Here is a 16853-nt window from a genome sequence, read left to right on the forward strand (position 1 = left end):
GCGATCGCCGTCACCAATTCGGACACAGAGTGCCACGAGTCGCACTCCAAGATCGATGCAATCGGAAGTTGTTGTTTCGCAAGCTTTTACATCATGATCTCTGCCACGCCAACTGACACTGGGTGCCACCCTCTTTCGTGAGAGCCCCTCCGTCGCCATCTCTACGGTATCCCCGTTCGCCGCCGCGTCAGTACCGTTCGCCGCCCCCGGAGAACCGTTCACCGTCGCCGTGACGGAACGTCGTCGGGCACGATTGCAGCATGACGAACTCCACCGACCTGTTGCGCGACGATGCCGAGCACCTCCTCCGCGAGCTGGCAGGCCCCGACGCCCGGCTCCGCGACGACCAATGGGTCGCGATCGAGGCGCTCGTGGTACACCGTCGCCGCGCCCTCGTCGTCCAGCGCACAGGCTGGGGAAAGTCGGCCGTCTACTTCATCTCCGCCAAACTGCTGCGCCGGCAGGGCCGCGGTCCCACGGTGATCGTCTCGCCGCTGCTCGCCCTGATGCGCAACCAGGTCGCGGCCGCCGAGCGGGCGGGCGTCCACGCCGCGGCCATCAACTCCGGCAACGTGACGGAATGGGCGGCGATCCACGAGCGGATCGCGGCGGGTGAGGTCGACGTCCTCCTCGTCAGCCCCGAACGCCTCAACAACCCCGACTTCCGCGACCAGGTCTTGCCCTCCCTCGCCCGCGACGCCGGATTGGTGGTCGTCGACGAGGCGCACTGCGTGTCGGACTGGGGTCACGACTTCCGGCCCGACTACCGCCGCATCCGCACCCTCGTCGCCGAACTCGGCGACGACATCCCGGTCCTGGCGACGACCGCGACCGCCAACGACCGGGTGGTCGCCGACATCGCCGCCCAGCTCGGTGTCGGCGGAGGCAGCGACCTCGGTGGAAGCAGCAATGCCGGCTCCGACGGCACGCTCGTGCTGCGCGGCGGCCTCGACCGTCCGTCGCTGCACCTGTCGGTGGTGCGGATCGACGAACCGGCACGACGCGCGGCATGGCTCGCGCAACATCTGAAGGATCTGCCGGGCTCGGGCATCGTGTACGCGCTGACGGTCTCCGCCGCCCGCGACCTCGCGGCGCTGCTCACCGACCACGGCTATGCAGTGGCGGCATACACCGGTCAGACCGAACCGACCGAACGTGAACAGCTCGAGGCCGATCTCCTCGACAACAAGGTCAAGGCGCTCGTCGCGACCTCGGCACTCGGCATGGGCTTCGACAAACCCGACCTCGGCTTCGTGGTGCACCTCGGCGCTCCCTCGTCCCCGATCTCCTACTACCAGCAGGTCGGGCGTGCGGGTCGCTCCACCGAACGCGCCGAGGTGGTTCTGCTCCCCGGCCCGGAGGACCGCCGGATCTGGCAGTGGTTCGCCTCGGTCGCCTTCCCGGACGAGGCACTCGTACGCCGTGTGATCGCAGCGCTCGATACCGAACGGCCGGTATCGACACCCGCGCTCGAACCGCGGGTCGACCTCACGCGCTCCCGCCTGGAGATGGTCCTCAAGGTCCTCGACGTCGACGGAGCGGTGAAGAGGGTCAAGGGTGGCTGGATCGCCACCGGGCAGCCCTGGATGTACGACGGGGAGCGCTACGGGCGGCTCGAGGAGGCGCGCGCCGCGGAACAGGAGGCGATGCTCGAATACGAACGCACCACCGAATGCCGCATGGTCTTCCTCCGCCGTCAGCTCGACGACCCCGATCTCGACACCCGGAGCCCCGGTTGCGGCCGGTGCGACAACTGCATCGGTTCCCGGTGGGAGACGTCCGTCGGCGACGACGAGGTCGCCCGGACCCGCGCCCGGCTCGAACGCCCCGGTGTGGATCTGCCGCCGCGCCGGCAGTGGCCCACGGGGATGTCGACCCTCGGGATCCCGCTGTCGGGCCGGATCACGGACGGTCCGCGCCCCGGGCGCGTGCTGGGCCGGCTGTCGGATCTGGGATGGGGACCGCGACTGCGCGAACTGCTCGACGGACCGGACCGCGAAGTGCCGAAGGCGGTGGTCGACGCGTCGATCGCGGTGCTCGCCGCGTGGGACTGGGAGGACCGGCCCACCGCCGTCATGGCCATGGACTCCCCCACGCACTCCCTGCTCGTCGAGTCACTTGCGTTCCGATTGGCACAAATCGGACGATTACGAGATCTAGGTGTATTGCGACGCCGAAGCGGGAATACGGAGCCGACGGCAGCGAACTCGGCATATCGGGTCGCCGCACTGATCGATGCGTGGGAGCGACCCGACAACCTCGGGTCGAGTGGTCCGATCCTTCTCGTCGATGCGGTGACCGACACCGGCTGGACGTTCACGATGGCGGCGAGAACTCTCGTCGCTGCGGGAGCCGACGCGGTGTTGCCGTACGCACTCGCGAGCCCGAAGTAATCGCCACGAGGAGGACCGACGTAACATGTTTGTGACCGGCATCACAACATGCGCTCGACCTGCACGGACCACAGGGTTCCGATCCCGATTCCGGACACGGGCGTGATCTCGACACCGGAAGTTGTTAGGTTGAAAGGACATATGAGGCCCGTCAAGGAAAGAAGTACCCCGACCCCCGACTCGGCTGAATCGAATACCGCGACCACCTCTTCGGAGTTGGCCGCAACCGAGTCCGGTAGTGAGCCGGCTGCAATCGAATTCCGGCGTCCGCGTATCGCCGACGGTAGACGACTCTGGCAGATCGCGCGTGATTCGCAGGTTCTCGACGTCAATTCCGGTTACGCATATGTGTTGTGGTGTCGCGATTTCGCCGACACATCGGTCGTCGCAACGGACGACACCGATCGCCCCGTGGGATTCGTGACCGGCTACCGCCGTCCCGACTCCCCGAACACCCTGTTCGTCTGGCAGGTGGCAGTCGACGCAGACCAGCGTGGACGTGGAGTGGCCGGCCGTATGCTCGACGCTCTGCTCGACCGACTCGAGCCGCTCGGCGTGACCCGTCTGGAAACGACGGTGAGTCCCGACAACGAAGCGTCGATCGCAATGTTCACCGCTCTCGCGCGTCGCCGCGGAACGCATATCACTCGCACCGAGTTGTTCGCGCCCGACGATTTCCCCGATTCACATCTGGCCGAGGATCTCTACACCATCGGCGAATGATCGCAGCGCGTGTGCGCACGACATCTTCATAATTCTCGAATAATCACAGGAGGACCACGACATGACCATCCTGGAAAACAAGCCCGAGACCACCAGTAAGCCCGATACTGCGATTTTCTCGCACCTCGAATCCGAGGTCCGGAGTTACAGCCGCGGCTGGCCCGCCGTTTTCGACAAGGCATCGGGATCCTGGCTGCGCAGCGAGGACGGCAAGGACTACCTCGACTTCTTCGCCGGCGCCGGAGCCCTGAACTACGGCCACAACAATCCGGTTCTCAAGTCGGCCCTGGTCGACTACATCATGAGCGACGGCGTCACCCACGGCCTCGACATGTACACCGTCGCCAAGCGCAAGCTGCTCGAGACCTTCGAGTCGCACGTGCTCGCGCCGCGCGGCCTGGACTACAAGGTCCAGTTCCCCGGCCCGACCGGCACGAACGCCGTCGAGGCGGCGCTCAAGCTCGCCCGCAAGGTGACCGGTCGCGAGTCGATCATCAACTTCACCAACGCTTTCCACGGCATGACCCTGGGTGCGCTGTCGGTGACCGGTAACTCGATGAAGCGCGCCGGCGCGGGTATCCCCCTCGTCCACGCCACGCCGATGCCGTTCGACAACTACTTCAACGGCGTCACCGAGGACTTCCAGTGGTTCTCGCGCGTCCTCGACGACGCGGGCAGCGGCCTGAACCGTCCGGCCGCGGTCATCGTCGAGACCGTGCAGGGTGAAGGCGGCGTGAATGTTGCTCGCCCCGAGTGGCTTCGCGCTCTGGCCGACCTGTGCAAGGAACGCGACATCCTGCTGATCGTCGACGACGTGCAGATGGGCTGCGGCCGCACCGGCCCGTTCTTCTCGTTCGAGATCGCCGGCATCACGCCCGACATCGTGACCCTGTCGAAGTCGATCGGCGGATACGGAATGCCGCTGGCGCTCACCCTGTTCAAGCGTGAGCTCGACGTGTGGGGCCCGGGCGAGCACAACGGCACCTTCCGCGGCAACAACCCGGCTTTCGTGACGGCGGCTGCCGCCCTCGAGCACTACTGGGCCGACGACAAGCTCGAGCGCGACACCCTGCGCAAGGGCGAGCGCATCCGCCAGACCTTCATGAACCTGTCGGACATGTTCGACGGCGTCTCGACCCGCGGCCGCGGCCTGGTCCAGGGCCTGGTCTTCGACAAGCCGGAGGACGCCGACAAGGTTTGCGCCCTGGCCTTCGAAGAGGGTCTGCTCGCCGAGACCTCCGGTCCGTCGGACGAGGTCGTCAAGCTGCTGCCGCCGCTGACCATCACCGACGACGAACTCGAGTTCGGGCTGAACATCCTGGCGGAAGCGACCGCCAAGGTCCGTTCCTGAGCGGTCCCCCGCTCCGCCCGTTCCGAACCCACTTGCAGAAGAAGGACTTTCGACACCCATGATCGTTCGTACGACAGAAGAGATCACCGGCACCGAGCGCGACGTCGTCTCGGAGGACGGCCAGTGGCGCAGCAAGCGCATCGTCCTCGCCGGCGACAAGGTGGGCTTCTCGTTCCACGAGACCACCATCGAACCCGGCACCGTCAACGAGTTCCACTACGCCAACCACGTCGAGGCCGTGTGGCTCGTCGAGGGCACCGGCAAGCTCCAGGACCTCGACAACGACGTGGAGTACGACCTCGCTCCGGGCACGATGTACCTGCTCAACGGACACGAGCGTCACCGCGTGCTCCCCGAAACGCGCATGCGCATGCTGTGCGTCTTCAATCCCCCGGTCACCGGCCGTGAGGTGCACGACGAGAACGGTGTGTACCCGTTGATCGTCGAACCCGCCTGAGCGCGGTAACCACGTGACCGATGCGGGGCGGACGCTTAGAGTCGAGACCATGACTCCCGAGCGTGCGCCCCGCATCGCTGTCGGCCCCGAGCGCGACCCCCGTTTCGAACGGGCGGTCACGGGCGGGGGCGGCGTGCCCTGCGGACTCGAGGAGACCCCCGACGCGCTCGTCTGGACGGCCGGGCCGCAGGACTTCCCCGAGGTCCTCCCCGCCTCCGTCCGCTGGGTGCAGCTACCGTCCGCCGGTGTCGAGTACTGGCTGTCGCAGGGCGTCGTCAAGGCCCATCCTCGCGTCACCTGGACGTCGGCGGCCGCGGCCTACTCCACGACCGTCGCCGAGCACGCGCTCCTGCTCCTGCTCGCCGGGGTCCGGGCCCTGCCTGCCCATCTGGCGGCCACCTCGTGGACACCCGAGAGTCTCGCGCCGGTCGTCGGCACCCTCCGCGGCGCGACGGTCGGGATCATCGGCGCCGGGGGTGTCGGCCGGGCGCTGATCCCGATGCTGGCCGCGCTGGGGGCGCGCGCGCTCGCCGTCACCCGCAGCGGTCGTCCCGTGCCGGGAGCCATCGAGACGTTCCCCGTCGAACGTATCGACGAGATATGGCCTCTGGCAGATCATTTCGTCATCTCCGCGACAGCCACTCTCGACGTCGAGCAGCTCGTCGGCGCAACCGAGCTCGCAGCGATGAAGTCCACGGCGTGGGTCGTCAACGTCGCCCGGGGCGATCTCGTCGACACCGACGCCCTCGTCGCCGCTCTCCGATCCGGCGCGATCGGTGGTGCAGGGCTCGACGTCACCGATCCCGAACCGCTCCCCGAGGATCATCCGTTGTGGACGCTCCCCAACGCCGTGATCACTCCCCACGACGCCAATCCACCCCCGCTGCGCATCCCGGCCTATCTCGAGCACGTGATCGAGAACGTCACACGCTTCGCATCCGGCCTCGTGCCGATCGGGGTCGTCGATCCCAGCGCCGGCTACTAGGCCACGTCTACCGGGCCACCGTTACCGGGCCATAGGGCTCACTCCGACGGCTTCTCGTCGCGTTCCGCCCATTCCAGGAGCGGATCGAGGGAGAAGACCGCGTCGTCGATACCCGAGTGCAGGTCGCCGAGTTCCTCGAACCGCTTCGGCACGGTCCGGATCGTGAAGTCCCGCGGTTCGAGGTCGTCGATCTCCTCCCACCGCACCGGAGTGGAGACCGTCGCCTCCGACACACCGCGGACCGAATAGGCACTGGCGATCGTGTGGTCGCGCGAGTTCTGGTTGTAGTCGACGAAGACCGCCGACGGGTCGCGTTCCTTGCGCCACCATGCCGTCGTCACGTCGCCGGGCGCGCGTCGTTCCACCTCCCGCGCGAACGCCCATGCGGCCCTTCGGACGTCGTCGAACTCCCATTCCGGCGCGATCCGGACGTAGACGTGCAGGCCGTCGCCGCCCGAGGTCTTCGGCCAGCCCACGGCACCGAGTTCGTCGAGCACCTCGTGCGCCACCTTCGCGACACGCCGGACCCGGTCGAAATCGCAGTCGGGCATCGGATCGAGGTCGATCCTCCACTCGTCGGGTCGCTCCACGTCGCTGCGCCGCGAGTTCCACGGATGGAACTCCACGGTGGACATCTGCACGGCCCACACGACGTCGGCGAGATGGGTCACGCACAGTTCGTCGGCATCGCGGTCGTAGCGCGGGAAGTGCACCCGCACGGTCTCGACCCAGTCCGGAGCCCCGCGCGGCAAACGCTTCTGGTGTACCTTCCGCCCTTCGAGCCCGTCGAGGAACCGGTGCAGCATGCAGGGCCGTTCGCGGAGTGCCCGGACGATCCCCTCCCCCACGCTCAGGTAGTAGTTCGCGAGGTCGAGCTTGGTCGCCCCGATCTCGGGGAAGTACACGCGCTCGGGGTGCGAGATGCGCACCGTGCGACCGTCCACGTCGAGTTCGACTGCATCGGCGTCCTTGCTCATCCGCGTCTCCCGTCCCTCCCTGCGTGGAGGCGTCCTGTGCACCATCCTGGCCTCTCGATTCCCACCCCCGTGCGGAAATACACCCCGGCGCACGATTTCCTCCGCGTGGCACGTCCGGGCGCTAACGTCGAAGCGATGCTGCTGCACTCGGTTGTCGACACCTCCGTCGCCGTCGCCGCCACACGGTCACGACGCACCAAGATCGATCTGCTGCGGGAATTACTCGGGCGCGCCGAACCTCACGAGGTCGAAGCGGTGGTCTCATGGTTGTCCGGAGAGATGACCCAGGGTCGCCTGGGTGTCGGTTTCCGCACCCTCGCCGGCCTCTCCGCACCGGTCGCCGACGATCCCGTGCTCGACGTCGACGAGGTGTCCGGCTTCCTCGACCGCCTCGCCGGCATCTCCGGTTCCGGATCCACCGCCGCGCGGCAGCAACTGCTCCTGGATCTGTTCGGACGGGCCACCGAGGCCGAGCAGCGTTTCCTCGTCGCGCTCCTCGGCGGTGAGCTGCGGCAGGGCGCGCTCGAAGGGGTGATGACCGATGCGGTCGCAGCGGCAGCCGGTCTCCCCGTCGAACCGGTCCGTCGGGCGGTGATGTTGTCGGGCCGACTCGCGCAGGCCGCAGCGGCGGTCTTCGAGGGTGGTGTCGACGCGCTGGCGGAGTTCGGCCTGGAGCTCGGCCGACCGGTCCGGCCGATGCTCGCCTCACCCGCCGAGTCGCTCGAGGCGGCACTCATCGAGTTCGACGGGGCGGTGAGCGTGGAGTACAAACTCGACGGTGCACGCATCCAGGTGCACCGCCACGAGGACGCGGTGTGGATCTTCACCCGCACGCTGCGCGACATCACCGCATCGGTCCCCGAACTGGTCGAACTCGTCCGGGCGCTGCCGTGCCGCAGTGTCGTGCTCGACGGCGAGACACTCGCGCTCACCGATGCCGGCCGTCCCCGACCGTTCCAGGAGACCATGAGCCGGTTCGGTGCCCGCTCCGAACGCGAACTGCTTCTCCACCCGTACTTCTTCGACTGCCTGCACCTCGACGGCGCCGACCTGCTCGACGAGCCGCTGTCGGTGCGTCGCGACCATCTCGCCCGCGTCGCGGGTGAGCACCGCATCCCCACGCTCGTCGCTCCGGACGCCGACAGCGCCGAGGCGCACCTCGGTGACTCGCTCGGCAACGGTCACGAGGGCGTCATGGTGAAGTCGCTCACATCGACCTACACCGCCGGCCGCCGGGGCCGAGCCTGGCAGAAGGTCAAACCCGAGCACACCCTGGATCTCGTGGTGCTCGCCGCCGAATGGGGTTACGGGCGCCGCACCGGCTTCCTGTCCAACCTGCACCTCGGTGCCCGCGACCCCGACGGTGGTCCGCCGATCATGGTCGGGAAGACGTTCAAGGGACTCACCGACGCGCTGCTGCAGTGGCAGACAGAGGAATTCCCACACCACGAGACACACCGCGACGAGCACACCGTCCACCTGCGACCCGCGATCGTCGTCGAGATCGAACTCGACGGAGTGCAGACGAGCAGCCGCTATCCGGGCGGGGTGGCGCTGCGCTTCGCACGGGTGCTGCGGTACCGGCCCGACAAGTCGGCCGCCGACGCCGACACCATCGATGCGGTCCGCGCGCTGCTGCCCGCGGCACCGGTTCCCGGAAGCGGCCTACCGTAGAAGGAGTGATCGACGTTCCACTCCGTTCCGACGACCTGCCCACTCTCCTGCACGGCCGTCGGATCGCTGTTCTCACCGGCGCCGGGCTGTCGACGGACTCCGGTATCCCCGACTATCGCGGACCGGACTCGCCGCCCCGCAACCCGATGACCTACCAGCAGTTCGTCGGCGACGCGGAGTTCCGGCAACGCTACTGGGCCCGCAACCACGTCGGCTGGAAGCACATGGACGCCGCCCGCCCGAATCCCGGGCACCGGGCGCTCGCGGCCCTCGAACGCGCCGGTTCGGTCGTCGGCGTGATCACCCAGAACGTCGACCTGCTGCACACGAAGGCCGGCAGCCGGCAGGTCGTCGACCTGCACGGCACCTACGCGCAGGTCCGATGCCTGTCGTGCGAACACCGCATCTCGCGGTTCACGCTGCACGAACGGCTGTGCGCGGCCAATCCGGGATTCGACGACCGGATGCGCGCGACGACCGGTCTCGAGGTCGCCCCCGATGCGGACGCGGTGGTCACCGACACCGAGGACTTCGTCGTCGTCGACTGCGAGCGCTGCGACGGGATGCTCAAACCCGACATCGTGTACTTCGGGGAGACGGTGCCGCGCCCGCGCGTCGATCTCGCCTTCTCGGTGGTGGACGGTGCCGACGCCCTGCTGGTCGCCGGGAGTTCACTGACGGTGCAGTCGGGGTTGCGGTTCGTACGTCGCGCCGTGCAGCGGAACATCCCGGTGGTGGTGATCAATCGTGGCCCCACCCGCGGGGATGCGCTGGCGACCCTCAAGCTCGAGGCGGGTACCTCGGAGACCCTCGCCTTCCTGGCCGACGCGGTGACCGCACCGACTTCGTGAGGTTCTCAGACCACCCGGACGAGGTCGTCGGCGTGCACGACGGGTCGCTGGAGATCCGGCGGCAGCTGACCGGTCGAGAAGCCGATCATGAAATCGAGTTCGGACGCGTCGTAGGCCACCACCCCGCGCGCGACCGTGCGGCCGTCGGGCGCGACGATGCCGACGACGTCGCCGGCGTGGAAACCGCCACTGGTGCCGGTGATTCCGGCGGCGAGCAACGAGCGTCGCCGCTCCATCACGGCCCGCACGGCACCCTCGTCGAGATACAGCGAACCGTGGACGTCGGCGGCGTGCCGCACCCAGAAACGCCGCGCCGACAGACGCTGTGGGCGGGCCGCGAAGGCCGTGCCGACGTCGGCGGCGCCCAGCGCACGATCGGCCTGGGAGGCCGCGGCGAGCAGCACCGGCACGCCGGAGTCCGCCGCGAGACGGGCCGCGGACAGTTTCGACGCCATGCCACCGGTGCCCAGCGCGCCGCCCGACCCGGCGACCACACCGTCGAGATCCTCGGGGGTGCGGACCTCGGGGATGAGGTTCGCGGAGCCCTTGCGGGGATCCCCGTCGTACAAGCCGTCGACGTCGGACAGCAGGATCAGCGCGTCGGCGCCGATGAGATGCGCGACGAGTGCAGCGAGCCGGTCGTTGTCGCCGAAGCGCAGTTCGACGGTCGCGACGGTGTCGTTCTCGTTGACCACCGGCACCGCCCCGAGCGAACGCAGCCGGTCGAGGGTGCGTTGCGCGTTGCGGTGCTGAGTGCGCCGGCCGATGTCGTCGGCGGTGAGGAGCACCTGGCCCACCGTGCGGTCGTAGCGGGCGAAGGAGGTGCCCCAGGCGTGGGCGAGGGTGAGCTGCCCGACGCTGGCCGCGGCCTGCTTCGTCGCGAGATCACGCGGCCGACTCGTGAGACCGAGCGGTGCGAGCCCGGCACCGACCGCACCCGAGGAGACCACGATGACACTCGAACCCGTGCGGATGCGGGCCTCGATGGCATCGACGAGACGATCGAGCCGGCCACGGTCGAGTCCACCCACCAGGCTCGTGATCGCCGACGAGCCGATCTTGACCACTACGCTGCGGGCGTGGGAGACGACCTCCCGGGTGTCGCTCATGTTCTCCTCGGTACGCTTCGGGCTTCCTGAACGGTGGGGACGCGCGGACGGTTACTCGAACTCGTCGTCGGTGGCCAGGCCGCGGCGCACCTTCTTCGCGTGGCGACGCTCGGCAGCGCCGACGCGGTCGACCTGGTCGAGACGGGCATCGGTGCCGCGACCGGTGGGCACGACGTCCACGCCGGCCTGCGTCTGCGGTTCCCACTCGAAGCCGACCTCGCCGATGGTGACCCAGCATCCGGGTTCCGCGCCGAGCTTGACGAGCTTGTCCTCGACGCCGAGACGGGCGAGTCGGTCGGCGAGGTAACCCACGGCCTCGTCGTTGTCGAAGGCCGTCTGGCGCACCCACCGCTCGGGACGGGTGCCCCGCACGATGAATCCGCCGGGCACTTCGGGATCGCGGACCACGGTGAAGGCCTCCTCGTCGCGGGCGACGGGACGGATCACCGGGCGGGTGGGCGCGGCCGGCGGATGCGCCGCCCGGTACTCGTCGACCATCCTCGCGAGGGCGAACGTCAGCGGACGCAGGCCGTCGCGGCTCACGGCCGAGATCGTGAAGACCGGCCAGCCACGGGCCTCGAGTTCGGGGGTGACGAACTCGGCGAGTTCTTTCGCGTCGGGCACGTCGGCCTTGTTGAGGATGACGATGCGGGGGCGCTCGGCGAGGTCGCCGAGTCCGCTGTCGCCCGACAGCGCAGGCTGGTAGGCGGCGAGTTCGGCCTCGAGCGCGTCGATGTCGGAGATCGGGTCGCGGCCGGGTTCGAGGGTCGCGCAGTCGACAACGTGCGCGAGCACGGCGCAGCGCTCGAGATGACGGAGGAAGTCGAGGCCGAGGCCGCGACCCTCACTGGCGCCGGGGATCAGGCCGGGCACGTCGGCGACGGTGAAGGTCGTGTCGCCCGACTGCACCACACCGAGATTCGGCACGAGGGTGGTGAACGGGTAGTCGGCGATCTTCGGCTTGGCGGCCGACAGCACCGACACGAGCGACGACTTGCCGGCCGAGGGGAAGCCCACGAGGCCGACGTCGGCGACGGACTTCAGTTCGAGGACGAGGTCGAGTTCCTCGCCTTCCTCACCGAGGAGCGCGAAGCCGGGGGCCTTGCGTGCCTTCGACGCGAGTGCGGCATTGCCGAGACCACCGCGACCGCCGTGCGCGGCGACGAAACGCGTGCCGGTGCCCACGAGGTCGGCGAGGATGCGGCCGTCGCGGTCGAGTACGACGGTGCCGTCGGGAACCTTCAGGACGAGGTCGCCGCCGTTGGCACCGTTGCGGTGGCCGCCGGCGCCCTGGGCACCGTTGGTCGCCTTGGCGTGCTGGTGGAAGTGGAAGTCGAGCAGGGTGTGGACGTTCCGGTCGACTTCGAGGACGACATCGCCGCCGTTTCCTCCGTTACCGCCGTCGGGGCCGCCGAGCGGCTTGAACTTCTCGCGGTGGACGGAGGCGCAGCCGTTGCCGCCCTTGCCGGCGCTGACGTGCAGCACCACCCGGTCGATGAAGCGGGACATGGGTGGACCTTCTCTCGTCCTAAAAAAACAAACCTGGTGATCAACGCAACAAGGGCGGGTCAGGGTGTGCGACCCTGGCCCGCCCCTATTGGGAGTATGTCGCGGGAGCTGGTCCCGCGGTGTCCGTTACCGGACGGCAGATCAGGCGTCTGCCGCAGCCGGAACGATGTTGACGGTCTTGCGACCGCGCTTGGTACCGAACTCGACGGCACCGGCCGCGAGGGCGAACAGCGTGTCGTCGCCGCCGCGTCCCACGTTCACGCCGGGGTGGAAGTGGGTGCCGCGCTGGCGCACGATGATCTCGCCGGCGTTGACGGCCTGGCCACCGAAGCGCTTGACGCCGAGTCGCTGTGCGTTCGAATCGCGACCGTTACGGGAGCTGGATGCGCCCTTCTTGTGTGCCATGACGAACCCTCCTGGGGTTGAAGCTCGAAGCTCGGTTTACTTGATGCCGGTGACCTTGACGACCGTCAGCTTCTGACGGTGGCCCTGGCGCTTGTGGTACCCGGTCTTGTTCTTGAACTTGTGGATGCGGATCTTCGGGCCCTTGGTGTGCTCGACGATCTCGCCGGTGACCGAGACCTTGGCCAGCTTGTCGGCGTCGGTGGTCAGTTCGGATCCGTCGACGACGAGGACCGGGGCAAGCGAGACAGCAGCGCCGGGCTCACCCTCGATCTTCTCGACCTTGACGAGGTCGCCTTCAGCGACCTTGTACTGCTTACCGCCGGTCTTGACGATCGCGTACGTTGCCATCGGACGGCTACCCCTTGCTTCTTCGAACGTGCTCGCGCCACAGTGCTGCGGACGCGACTGGTCTGGTGTGGTTGCTGACTCGGGTCCCGCCGGCATCCTGAATCCGGACGCGGCTGGGCACTATCGCCGAGTAGCGACTGAACAAGATTACGGGAAGGTGACTCCCAGGGTCAAACCGGGTGGCACGGTAGTGCCCGCTTCCGGGCCGGTCGTGACCGGCCCGGAAGCGGAGGGTCACGCTTCGGCGTCCACCGGAGGTCCGGCGGGGCGCCCTGCGGCACGCCGCGAACGCGGCCGCCGCACGATCTCCACCGGTGTCTCGACCGGTGTGCTCGGCCGGGAGTCCGACTCGGCCCCCGTGGACGACCCGGTCGTCGCGGGGACGACGAACACCTTGGCTGTAGGCCCACCGTCCCCGGCGGGCGCTGCGGCCGCCCGGGCGACCCTGCGTGCCCGACGGCGACGCGGAGCCGGTCCTGCGGCCTCGACGGAAGCCGCTCCGTCGGTGCCCTCCCCTGCGCCGGAGACGGCCGTCTCGGACACGGCAGCCTCGGGAACAGCGGTCTCCGCGACCGCGGCTTCGGCTGCTGCGACCTCTGCCTCGATCTCGGCGGGCTCGTCGGAGGCGGTCGTCACCGTGGTGGCGTCCTCCCCTGCGACGGGCTCCTTCGTCGGTGCGGCGACCTTCTCGGGCTCGACGGCCCGCAGCGGCTCGGTGACCTTGACCGGGTCGACGTCGCCCGCAGGTGCGGACGCCGCCTCGGATGCGGTCTCGGTCGCTGCCGGCTCTGCGGCCGGAGCGTCCGCGGCCGGTGTCGAGTTGTGCGCGGCCATCGCGAGCGCGACGGGGTGCGCGGCACGCTTGACGACCTCTTCGGGCGACGGCGTCGTGTGCGTCTCGGCGGCGGGCTCCTGCGAGCTCTTGTCGCGTCCACGCTTACGCCGCGAACCACCGCCGGACGAACGACCGGAGTCGTCCGAGGACTTCGACTCGATCGGCTCCGAGTGCACGATGAGGCCGCGGCCGCTGCAGTGCTCACAGGTGGTGGAGAACGCCTCGACGAGACCGGTCCCGAGCCGCTTGCGCGTCATCTGGACCAGGCCGAGCGAGGTGACCTCCGAGACCTGGTGGCGGGTGCGGTCCCGGCCGAGGGCCTCGGTCAAGCGACGCAGTACGAGGTCGCGGTTCGACTCGAGGACCATGTCGATGAAGTCGACGACGATCATGCCGCCGATGTCGCGCAGGCGCATCTGGCGGACGATCTCCTCGGCCGCCTCGAGGTTGTTACGGGTGACCGTCTCCTCGAGGTTGCCGCCGGAACCGGTGAACTTGCCGGTGTTGACATCGATGACGGTCATCGCCTCGGTGCGGTCGATGACGAGCGTGCCGCCGGACGGCAGCCACACCTTGCGGTCGAGAGCCTTCGCGAGCTGCTCGTCGATGCGGTGCGCACCGAAGACGTCCACCGAGTTCTCCGAACGGTAGCGCTCGACGCGCGGCAGCAGGTCGGGTGCGACCGTCCGGATGTAGCTCTCGACGGTGTTCCACGCCGAATCGCCCTCGATGACGAGCTTGGAGAAGTCCTCGTTGAACAGGTCTCGCACGACCTTCACGAGCAGATCCGGCTCCTCGTAGAGCGTCTTCGGCTGGCCCGAGGCGTCGGCCTGCAGCTTCTCGGACTGCTCGCGGATCGACTCCCACTGCGTCTGCAGGCGGGTGACGTCGCGCGAGAGTTCCTCCTCGCTCACGCCCTCGGCGGCGGTACGGATGATCACGCCCGCCTCGGAGGGGACGATCTCGCGGAGGATGTCCTTCAGACGCTTGCGCTCGGTGTCGGGGAGCTTGCGGCTGATGCCCGTGGACGAACCTCCCGGCACGTAGACCAGGAAGCGTCCGGCGAGGCTGATCTGGGTGGTCAGACGCGCGCCCTTGTGACCGACCGGGTCCTTGCTGACCTGCACGACCACCTGGTCGCCGGGCTTGAGGGCCTGCTCGATCTTGCGGGAGTTGCCTCCGAGGCCGGCGGCCTCCCAGTTCACCTCACCCGCGTAGAGCACGCCGTTGCGGCCACGGCCGATGTCGATGAACGCCGCCTCCATGGACGGGAGGACGTTCTGCACGCGACCGAGGTAGATGTTGCCGACCATCGACGCCGAACCGGAGGTCGTGACGAAGTGCTCGACGAGGATGCCGTCCTCGAGCACCGCGACCTGCGTCATGCCCGCGTGGGAACCGCCCGTGCGTTCGCGCACGACCATGACCCGGTCGACAGCCTCGCGGCGGGCGAGGAACTCGGATTCGGTGAGGATCGGGGGCCGGCGGCGACCGGCCTCGCGACCGTCGCGACGACGCTGACGCTTCGCCTCGAGGCGCGTCGAACCGCTGATGCCCTGGACCTCGTCCTTGGCGCGGCTCTTCGGACGCGGCTCCCGCTCGTGGACGACCGTGGGAACCGAGTCGTCGTCGGTGCTCGCGGTGTCGGTGTCGGAACCGCGACGGCGACGGCGACGGCGGCGACGACGGGACGTCCCCCCGCCCTGCTCGTCGTCGGTGTCGTGCTCGTCGCTGCTCTGCTCGTCGCCCGAGGCGGACTCGTCGGAGGTGCTCTCCTCGGTGCCGGCGGTCTCCTCGGCGGGAGTCTCCGCTGCGGTGGACTCCGCTTCGGCGGACTTCTCCGTCTCCGCGGCCGCGGACTTCTCCGTCTCCGCGGCCGCGGACTTCTCCGTCTCCGCGGCGGCGGACTCGGAGTCCTCGCCGGTCGCGGTCGTCTCGTCCTGCTGGTCGGTGTCGGTGCCGTCCCCGCGTCCACGTCCACGACCGCGACGTCCGCGTCGGCGGCGACGCGGCTGGTCGTCCTGGTCTTCGTCCGCCTGGTGCGACGGCGCTTCCTCGGTGGACTCGGCGGCCGGCTCGGCGGTCTGCTGCTCGTCCTCGGCCGGTGCCTGCTCGGTGTCCTTTCCGCGGCGTGCGCGCCGGCGACGCGGGCGGGTCTCCTCCTCTCCCTCGGCAGGCGAGGGTACCTCGGGCTGGAGGAACAGCGGTGCAGCGACGATCGGCTCGGCCGTGGTGGACGGCTCGGGCATCTCGAACAGCGGCGTGCTCTGCTCCACCGACGTGAACAACCCGGTGGGTCCTCCGACGGAGGGGATCTCGACGGCCTGCGGTGCGGTCTCGTCCGCGGTCTTCTCGGCGGGTCGCAGCTCGTCGCTCTCGACCGGCGCGGCCTCGGCGGTCTCCGCAGCCTCGGCCGCAGGCTCGGGAGTCGTCTCCGCGGCAGACTCGGGGGCGGTCTCGGCCTCGGGAGCCGTCTCCGCCACAGCTTCGGGAGCTGTCTCGGCTGCAGCTTCGGGAGCCGTCTCGGCTTCCTGCACGGCGGGCTCGGCCGTGCCCGTGTCGTCGCTCAACGCAGCGTGCAGGTCCTCCGCGACGTCGCGTGGGAGGGTCGAGTGCGCACTGCGCAGCTCGGTGCCGCGCTCGGCGGCTTTCGCGATCACCTGCTTACTGGTCAGCCCCAGCAGCTTGGCGAGGGCATGGACGCGGATCTTGGCAGGCAGACCGAGGAGGTTCCGTCCCCCTGCGTCCGACGCTTCGATCGAGTTGTTCTCCGGCGGCTCTTGATCGGCCACGTAGGTCTCCTAAGGCCCCCGGGCGCGTCCACCACCGACAACAGCGATGTGAGCGGCCACGCGGGGGCGCAGCTTGTGTACTCGCGCCGGGTGGGCGCGAGTCCTTCCGGTCTCGCATCGCGCGGTCGTCCGGTGCCCGTTTTCACTGCACGGCCGAGCAATGCCTGGCTTGATCGCGGGTCGAGCGCCGGAACATCCAGCGTGCCGCCGAGCGAGGTGTCTCCTTCGTCCTCGGCCACAGCGATGTCGGGCATCGATCCGTGATGTCGTTCGGTCGCTCCGCACGCGGTGTGTGCGGAGCAACCTCTGCCAGTATCCCACACGGAGATGCACGGATACGCCAACGGCGCCCCGGAGGGCGCCGTCGGCGGTGTCGGGAGGCGCGAAGCGCGACGCCCCGAGAGGTTTCGTGAGCGACACGCCAGGCGCCGCTCGTGCGGGGCT

At 69.0% G+C, this 16853-nt stretch carries 13 protein-coding genes; 7 read left to right on the plus strand and 6 right to left on the minus strand.

The window, feature by feature from the left end:
• Positions 1–260 precede the first annotated feature (260 nt).
• From NVV99_RS03670 to NVV99_RS03690, 5 genes are all read left to right on the plus strand, one after another.
• Positions 261–2393 (plus strand): ATP-dependent DNA helicase RecQ, encoded by a 2133-nt coding sequence (locus NVV99_RS03670; protein WP_024100606.1) that lies wholly within the window; start codon positions 261–263, stop codon positions 2391–2393.
• A gap of 216 nt (positions 2394–2609) precedes the next feature.
• Positions 2610–3116 (plus strand): diaminobutyrate acetyltransferase, encoded by a 507-nt coding sequence (gene ectA, locus NVV99_RS03675; RefSeq protein ID WP_006551193.1) that lies wholly within the window; start codon positions 2610–2612, stop codon positions 3114–3116.
• 61 nt (positions 3117–3177) lie between these two features.
• Positions 3178–4467, plus strand: coding sequence for a diaminobutyrate--2-oxoglutarate transaminase (gene ectB, locus NVV99_RS03680; RefSeq protein WP_006551192.1), 1290 nt, complete (start codon positions 3178–3180; stop codon positions 4465–4467).
• A 58-nt stretch (positions 4468–4525) separates the two neighbouring features.
• The gene (locus NVV99_RS03685) at positions 4526–4924 is read left to right on the plus strand and encodes an ectoine synthase (protein ID WP_006551191.1); all 399 of its coding nucleotides are present in this window, start codon (positions 4526–4528) and stop codon (positions 4922–4924) included.
• A gap of 49 nt (positions 4925–4973) precedes the next feature.
• Positions 4974–5909, plus strand: coding sequence for a D-isomer specific 2-hydroxyacid dehydrogenase family protein (locus NVV99_RS03690; protein WP_024100603.1), 936 nt, complete (start codon positions 4974–4976; stop codon positions 5907–5909).
• A 38-nt stretch (positions 5910–5947) separates the two neighbouring features.
• Here NVV99_RS03690 and ligD read toward each other — a convergent pair whose 3' ends face one another.
• Positions 5948–6886: a non-homologous end-joining DNA ligase gene (ligD, locus tag NVV99_RS03695; RefSeq protein ID WP_024100602.1), complete on the minus strand. Its 939-nt coding sequence runs from the start codon at positions 6884–6886 to the stop codon at positions 5948–5950.
• Positions 6887–7021: 135 nt separating this feature from the next.
• On the opposite strand from ligD, the gene NVV99_RS03700 reads away from it, so the two are divergent.
• Both NVV99_RS03700 and NVV99_RS03705 read left to right on the plus strand, forming a co-directional pair.
• The gene (locus NVV99_RS03700; protein ID WP_024100601.1) at positions 7022–8560 is read left to right on the plus strand and encodes an ATP-dependent DNA ligase; all 1539 of its coding nucleotides are present in this window, start codon (positions 7022–7024) and stop codon (positions 8558–8560) included.
• A 5-nt stretch (positions 8561–8565) separates the two neighbouring features.
• A complete protein-coding gene (locus NVV99_RS03705; protein ID WP_024100600.1) occupies positions 8566–9411 on the plus strand; it encodes an NAD-dependent protein deacetylase in 846 nt (281 codons plus the stop codon).
• Positions 9412–9416: 5 nt separating this feature from the next.
• On the opposite strand, the gene proB is transcribed toward NVV99_RS03705, so the two are convergent.
• The 5 genes from proB to NVV99_RS03730 form a co-directional block, all read right to left on the minus strand.
• Positions 9417–10520: a glutamate 5-kinase gene (proB, locus tag NVV99_RS03710; protein ID WP_006551186.1), complete on the minus strand. Its 1104-nt coding sequence runs from the start codon at positions 10518–10520 to the stop codon at positions 9417–9419.
• A 51-nt stretch (positions 10521–10571) separates the two neighbouring features.
• A complete protein-coding gene (gene obgE / locus NVV99_RS03715) occupies positions 10572–12029 on the minus strand; it encodes a GTPase ObgE (RefSeq protein ID WP_019289071.1) in 1458 nt (485 codons plus the stop codon).
• A gap of 141 nt (positions 12030–12170) precedes the next feature.
• On the minus strand, positions 12171–12434 hold the full coding sequence (rpmA, locus tag NVV99_RS03720; protein WP_006551184.1) for a 50S ribosomal protein L27: 264 nt from the start codon (positions 12432–12434) through the stop codon (positions 12171–12173).
• Between the two features lie 36 nt (positions 12435–12470).
• Positions 12471–12782 carry a 50S ribosomal protein L21 gene (gene rplU, locus NVV99_RS03725; RefSeq protein ID WP_006551183.1) on the minus strand — a complete coding sequence of 104 codons (312 nt, stop codon included), beginning with the start codon at positions 12780–12782 and terminating at the stop codon, positions 12471–12473.
• 234 nt (positions 12783–13016) lie between these two features.
• Positions 13017–16376: a translation initiation factor IF-2 N-terminal domain-containing protein gene (locus NVV99_RS03730; RefSeq protein ID WP_260782760.1), complete on the minus strand. Its 3360-nt coding sequence runs from the start codon at positions 16374–16376 to the stop codon at positions 13017–13019.
• Positions 16377–16853 lie beyond the last annotated feature (477 nt).

This window comes from Rhodococcus sp. PAE-6, assembly GCF_025290685.1.
Lineage (GTDB): Bacteria > Actinomycetota > Actinomycetes > Mycobacteriales > Mycobacteriaceae > Rhodococcus > Rhodococcus pyridinivorans.

What these genes read in the sequence shown, in the direction of transcription:
- NVV99_RS03700 (WP_024100601.1), top strand. Translation starts at nt 7,022, where the DNA reads ATGCTGCTGCACTCGGTTGTCGACACCTCCGTCGCCGTCGCCGCCACA.
- NVV99_RS03685 (WP_006551191.1), top strand. Translation starts at nt 4,526, where the DNA reads ATGATCGTTCGTACGACAGAAGAGATCACCGGCACCGAGCGCGACGTC.
- NVV99_RS03670 (WP_024100606.1), top strand. Translation starts at nt 261, where the DNA reads ATGACGAACTCCACCGACCTGTTGCGCGACGATGCCGAGCACCTCCTC.
- ligD (WP_024100602.1), bottom strand. Translation starts at nt 6,886, where the DNA reads ATGAGCAAGGACGCCGATGCAGTCGAACTCGACGTGGACGGTCGCACG.
- rpmA (WP_006551184.1), bottom strand. Translation starts at nt 12,434, where the DNA reads ATGGCACACAAGAAGGGCGCATCCAGCTCCCGTAACGGTCGCGATTCG.
- proB (WP_006551186.1), bottom strand. Translation starts at nt 10,520, where the DNA reads ATGAGCGACACCCGGGAGGTCGTCTCCCACGCCCGCAGCGTAGTGGTC.
- obgE (WP_019289071.1), bottom strand. Translation starts at nt 12,029, where the DNA reads ATGTCCCGCTTCATCGACCGGGTGGTGCTGCACGTCAGCGCCGGCAAG.
- NVV99_RS03690 (WP_024100603.1), top strand. Translation starts at nt 4,974, where the DNA reads ATGACTCCCGAGCGTGCGCCCCGCATCGCTGTCGGCCCCGAGCGCGAC.
- rplU (WP_006551183.1), bottom strand. Translation starts at nt 12,782, where the DNA reads ATGGCAACGTACGCGATCGTCAAGACCGGCGGTAAGCAGTACAAGGTC.
- ectB (WP_006551192.1), top strand. Translation starts at nt 3,178, where the DNA reads ATGACCATCCTGGAAAACAAGCCCGAGACCACCAGTAAGCCCGATACT.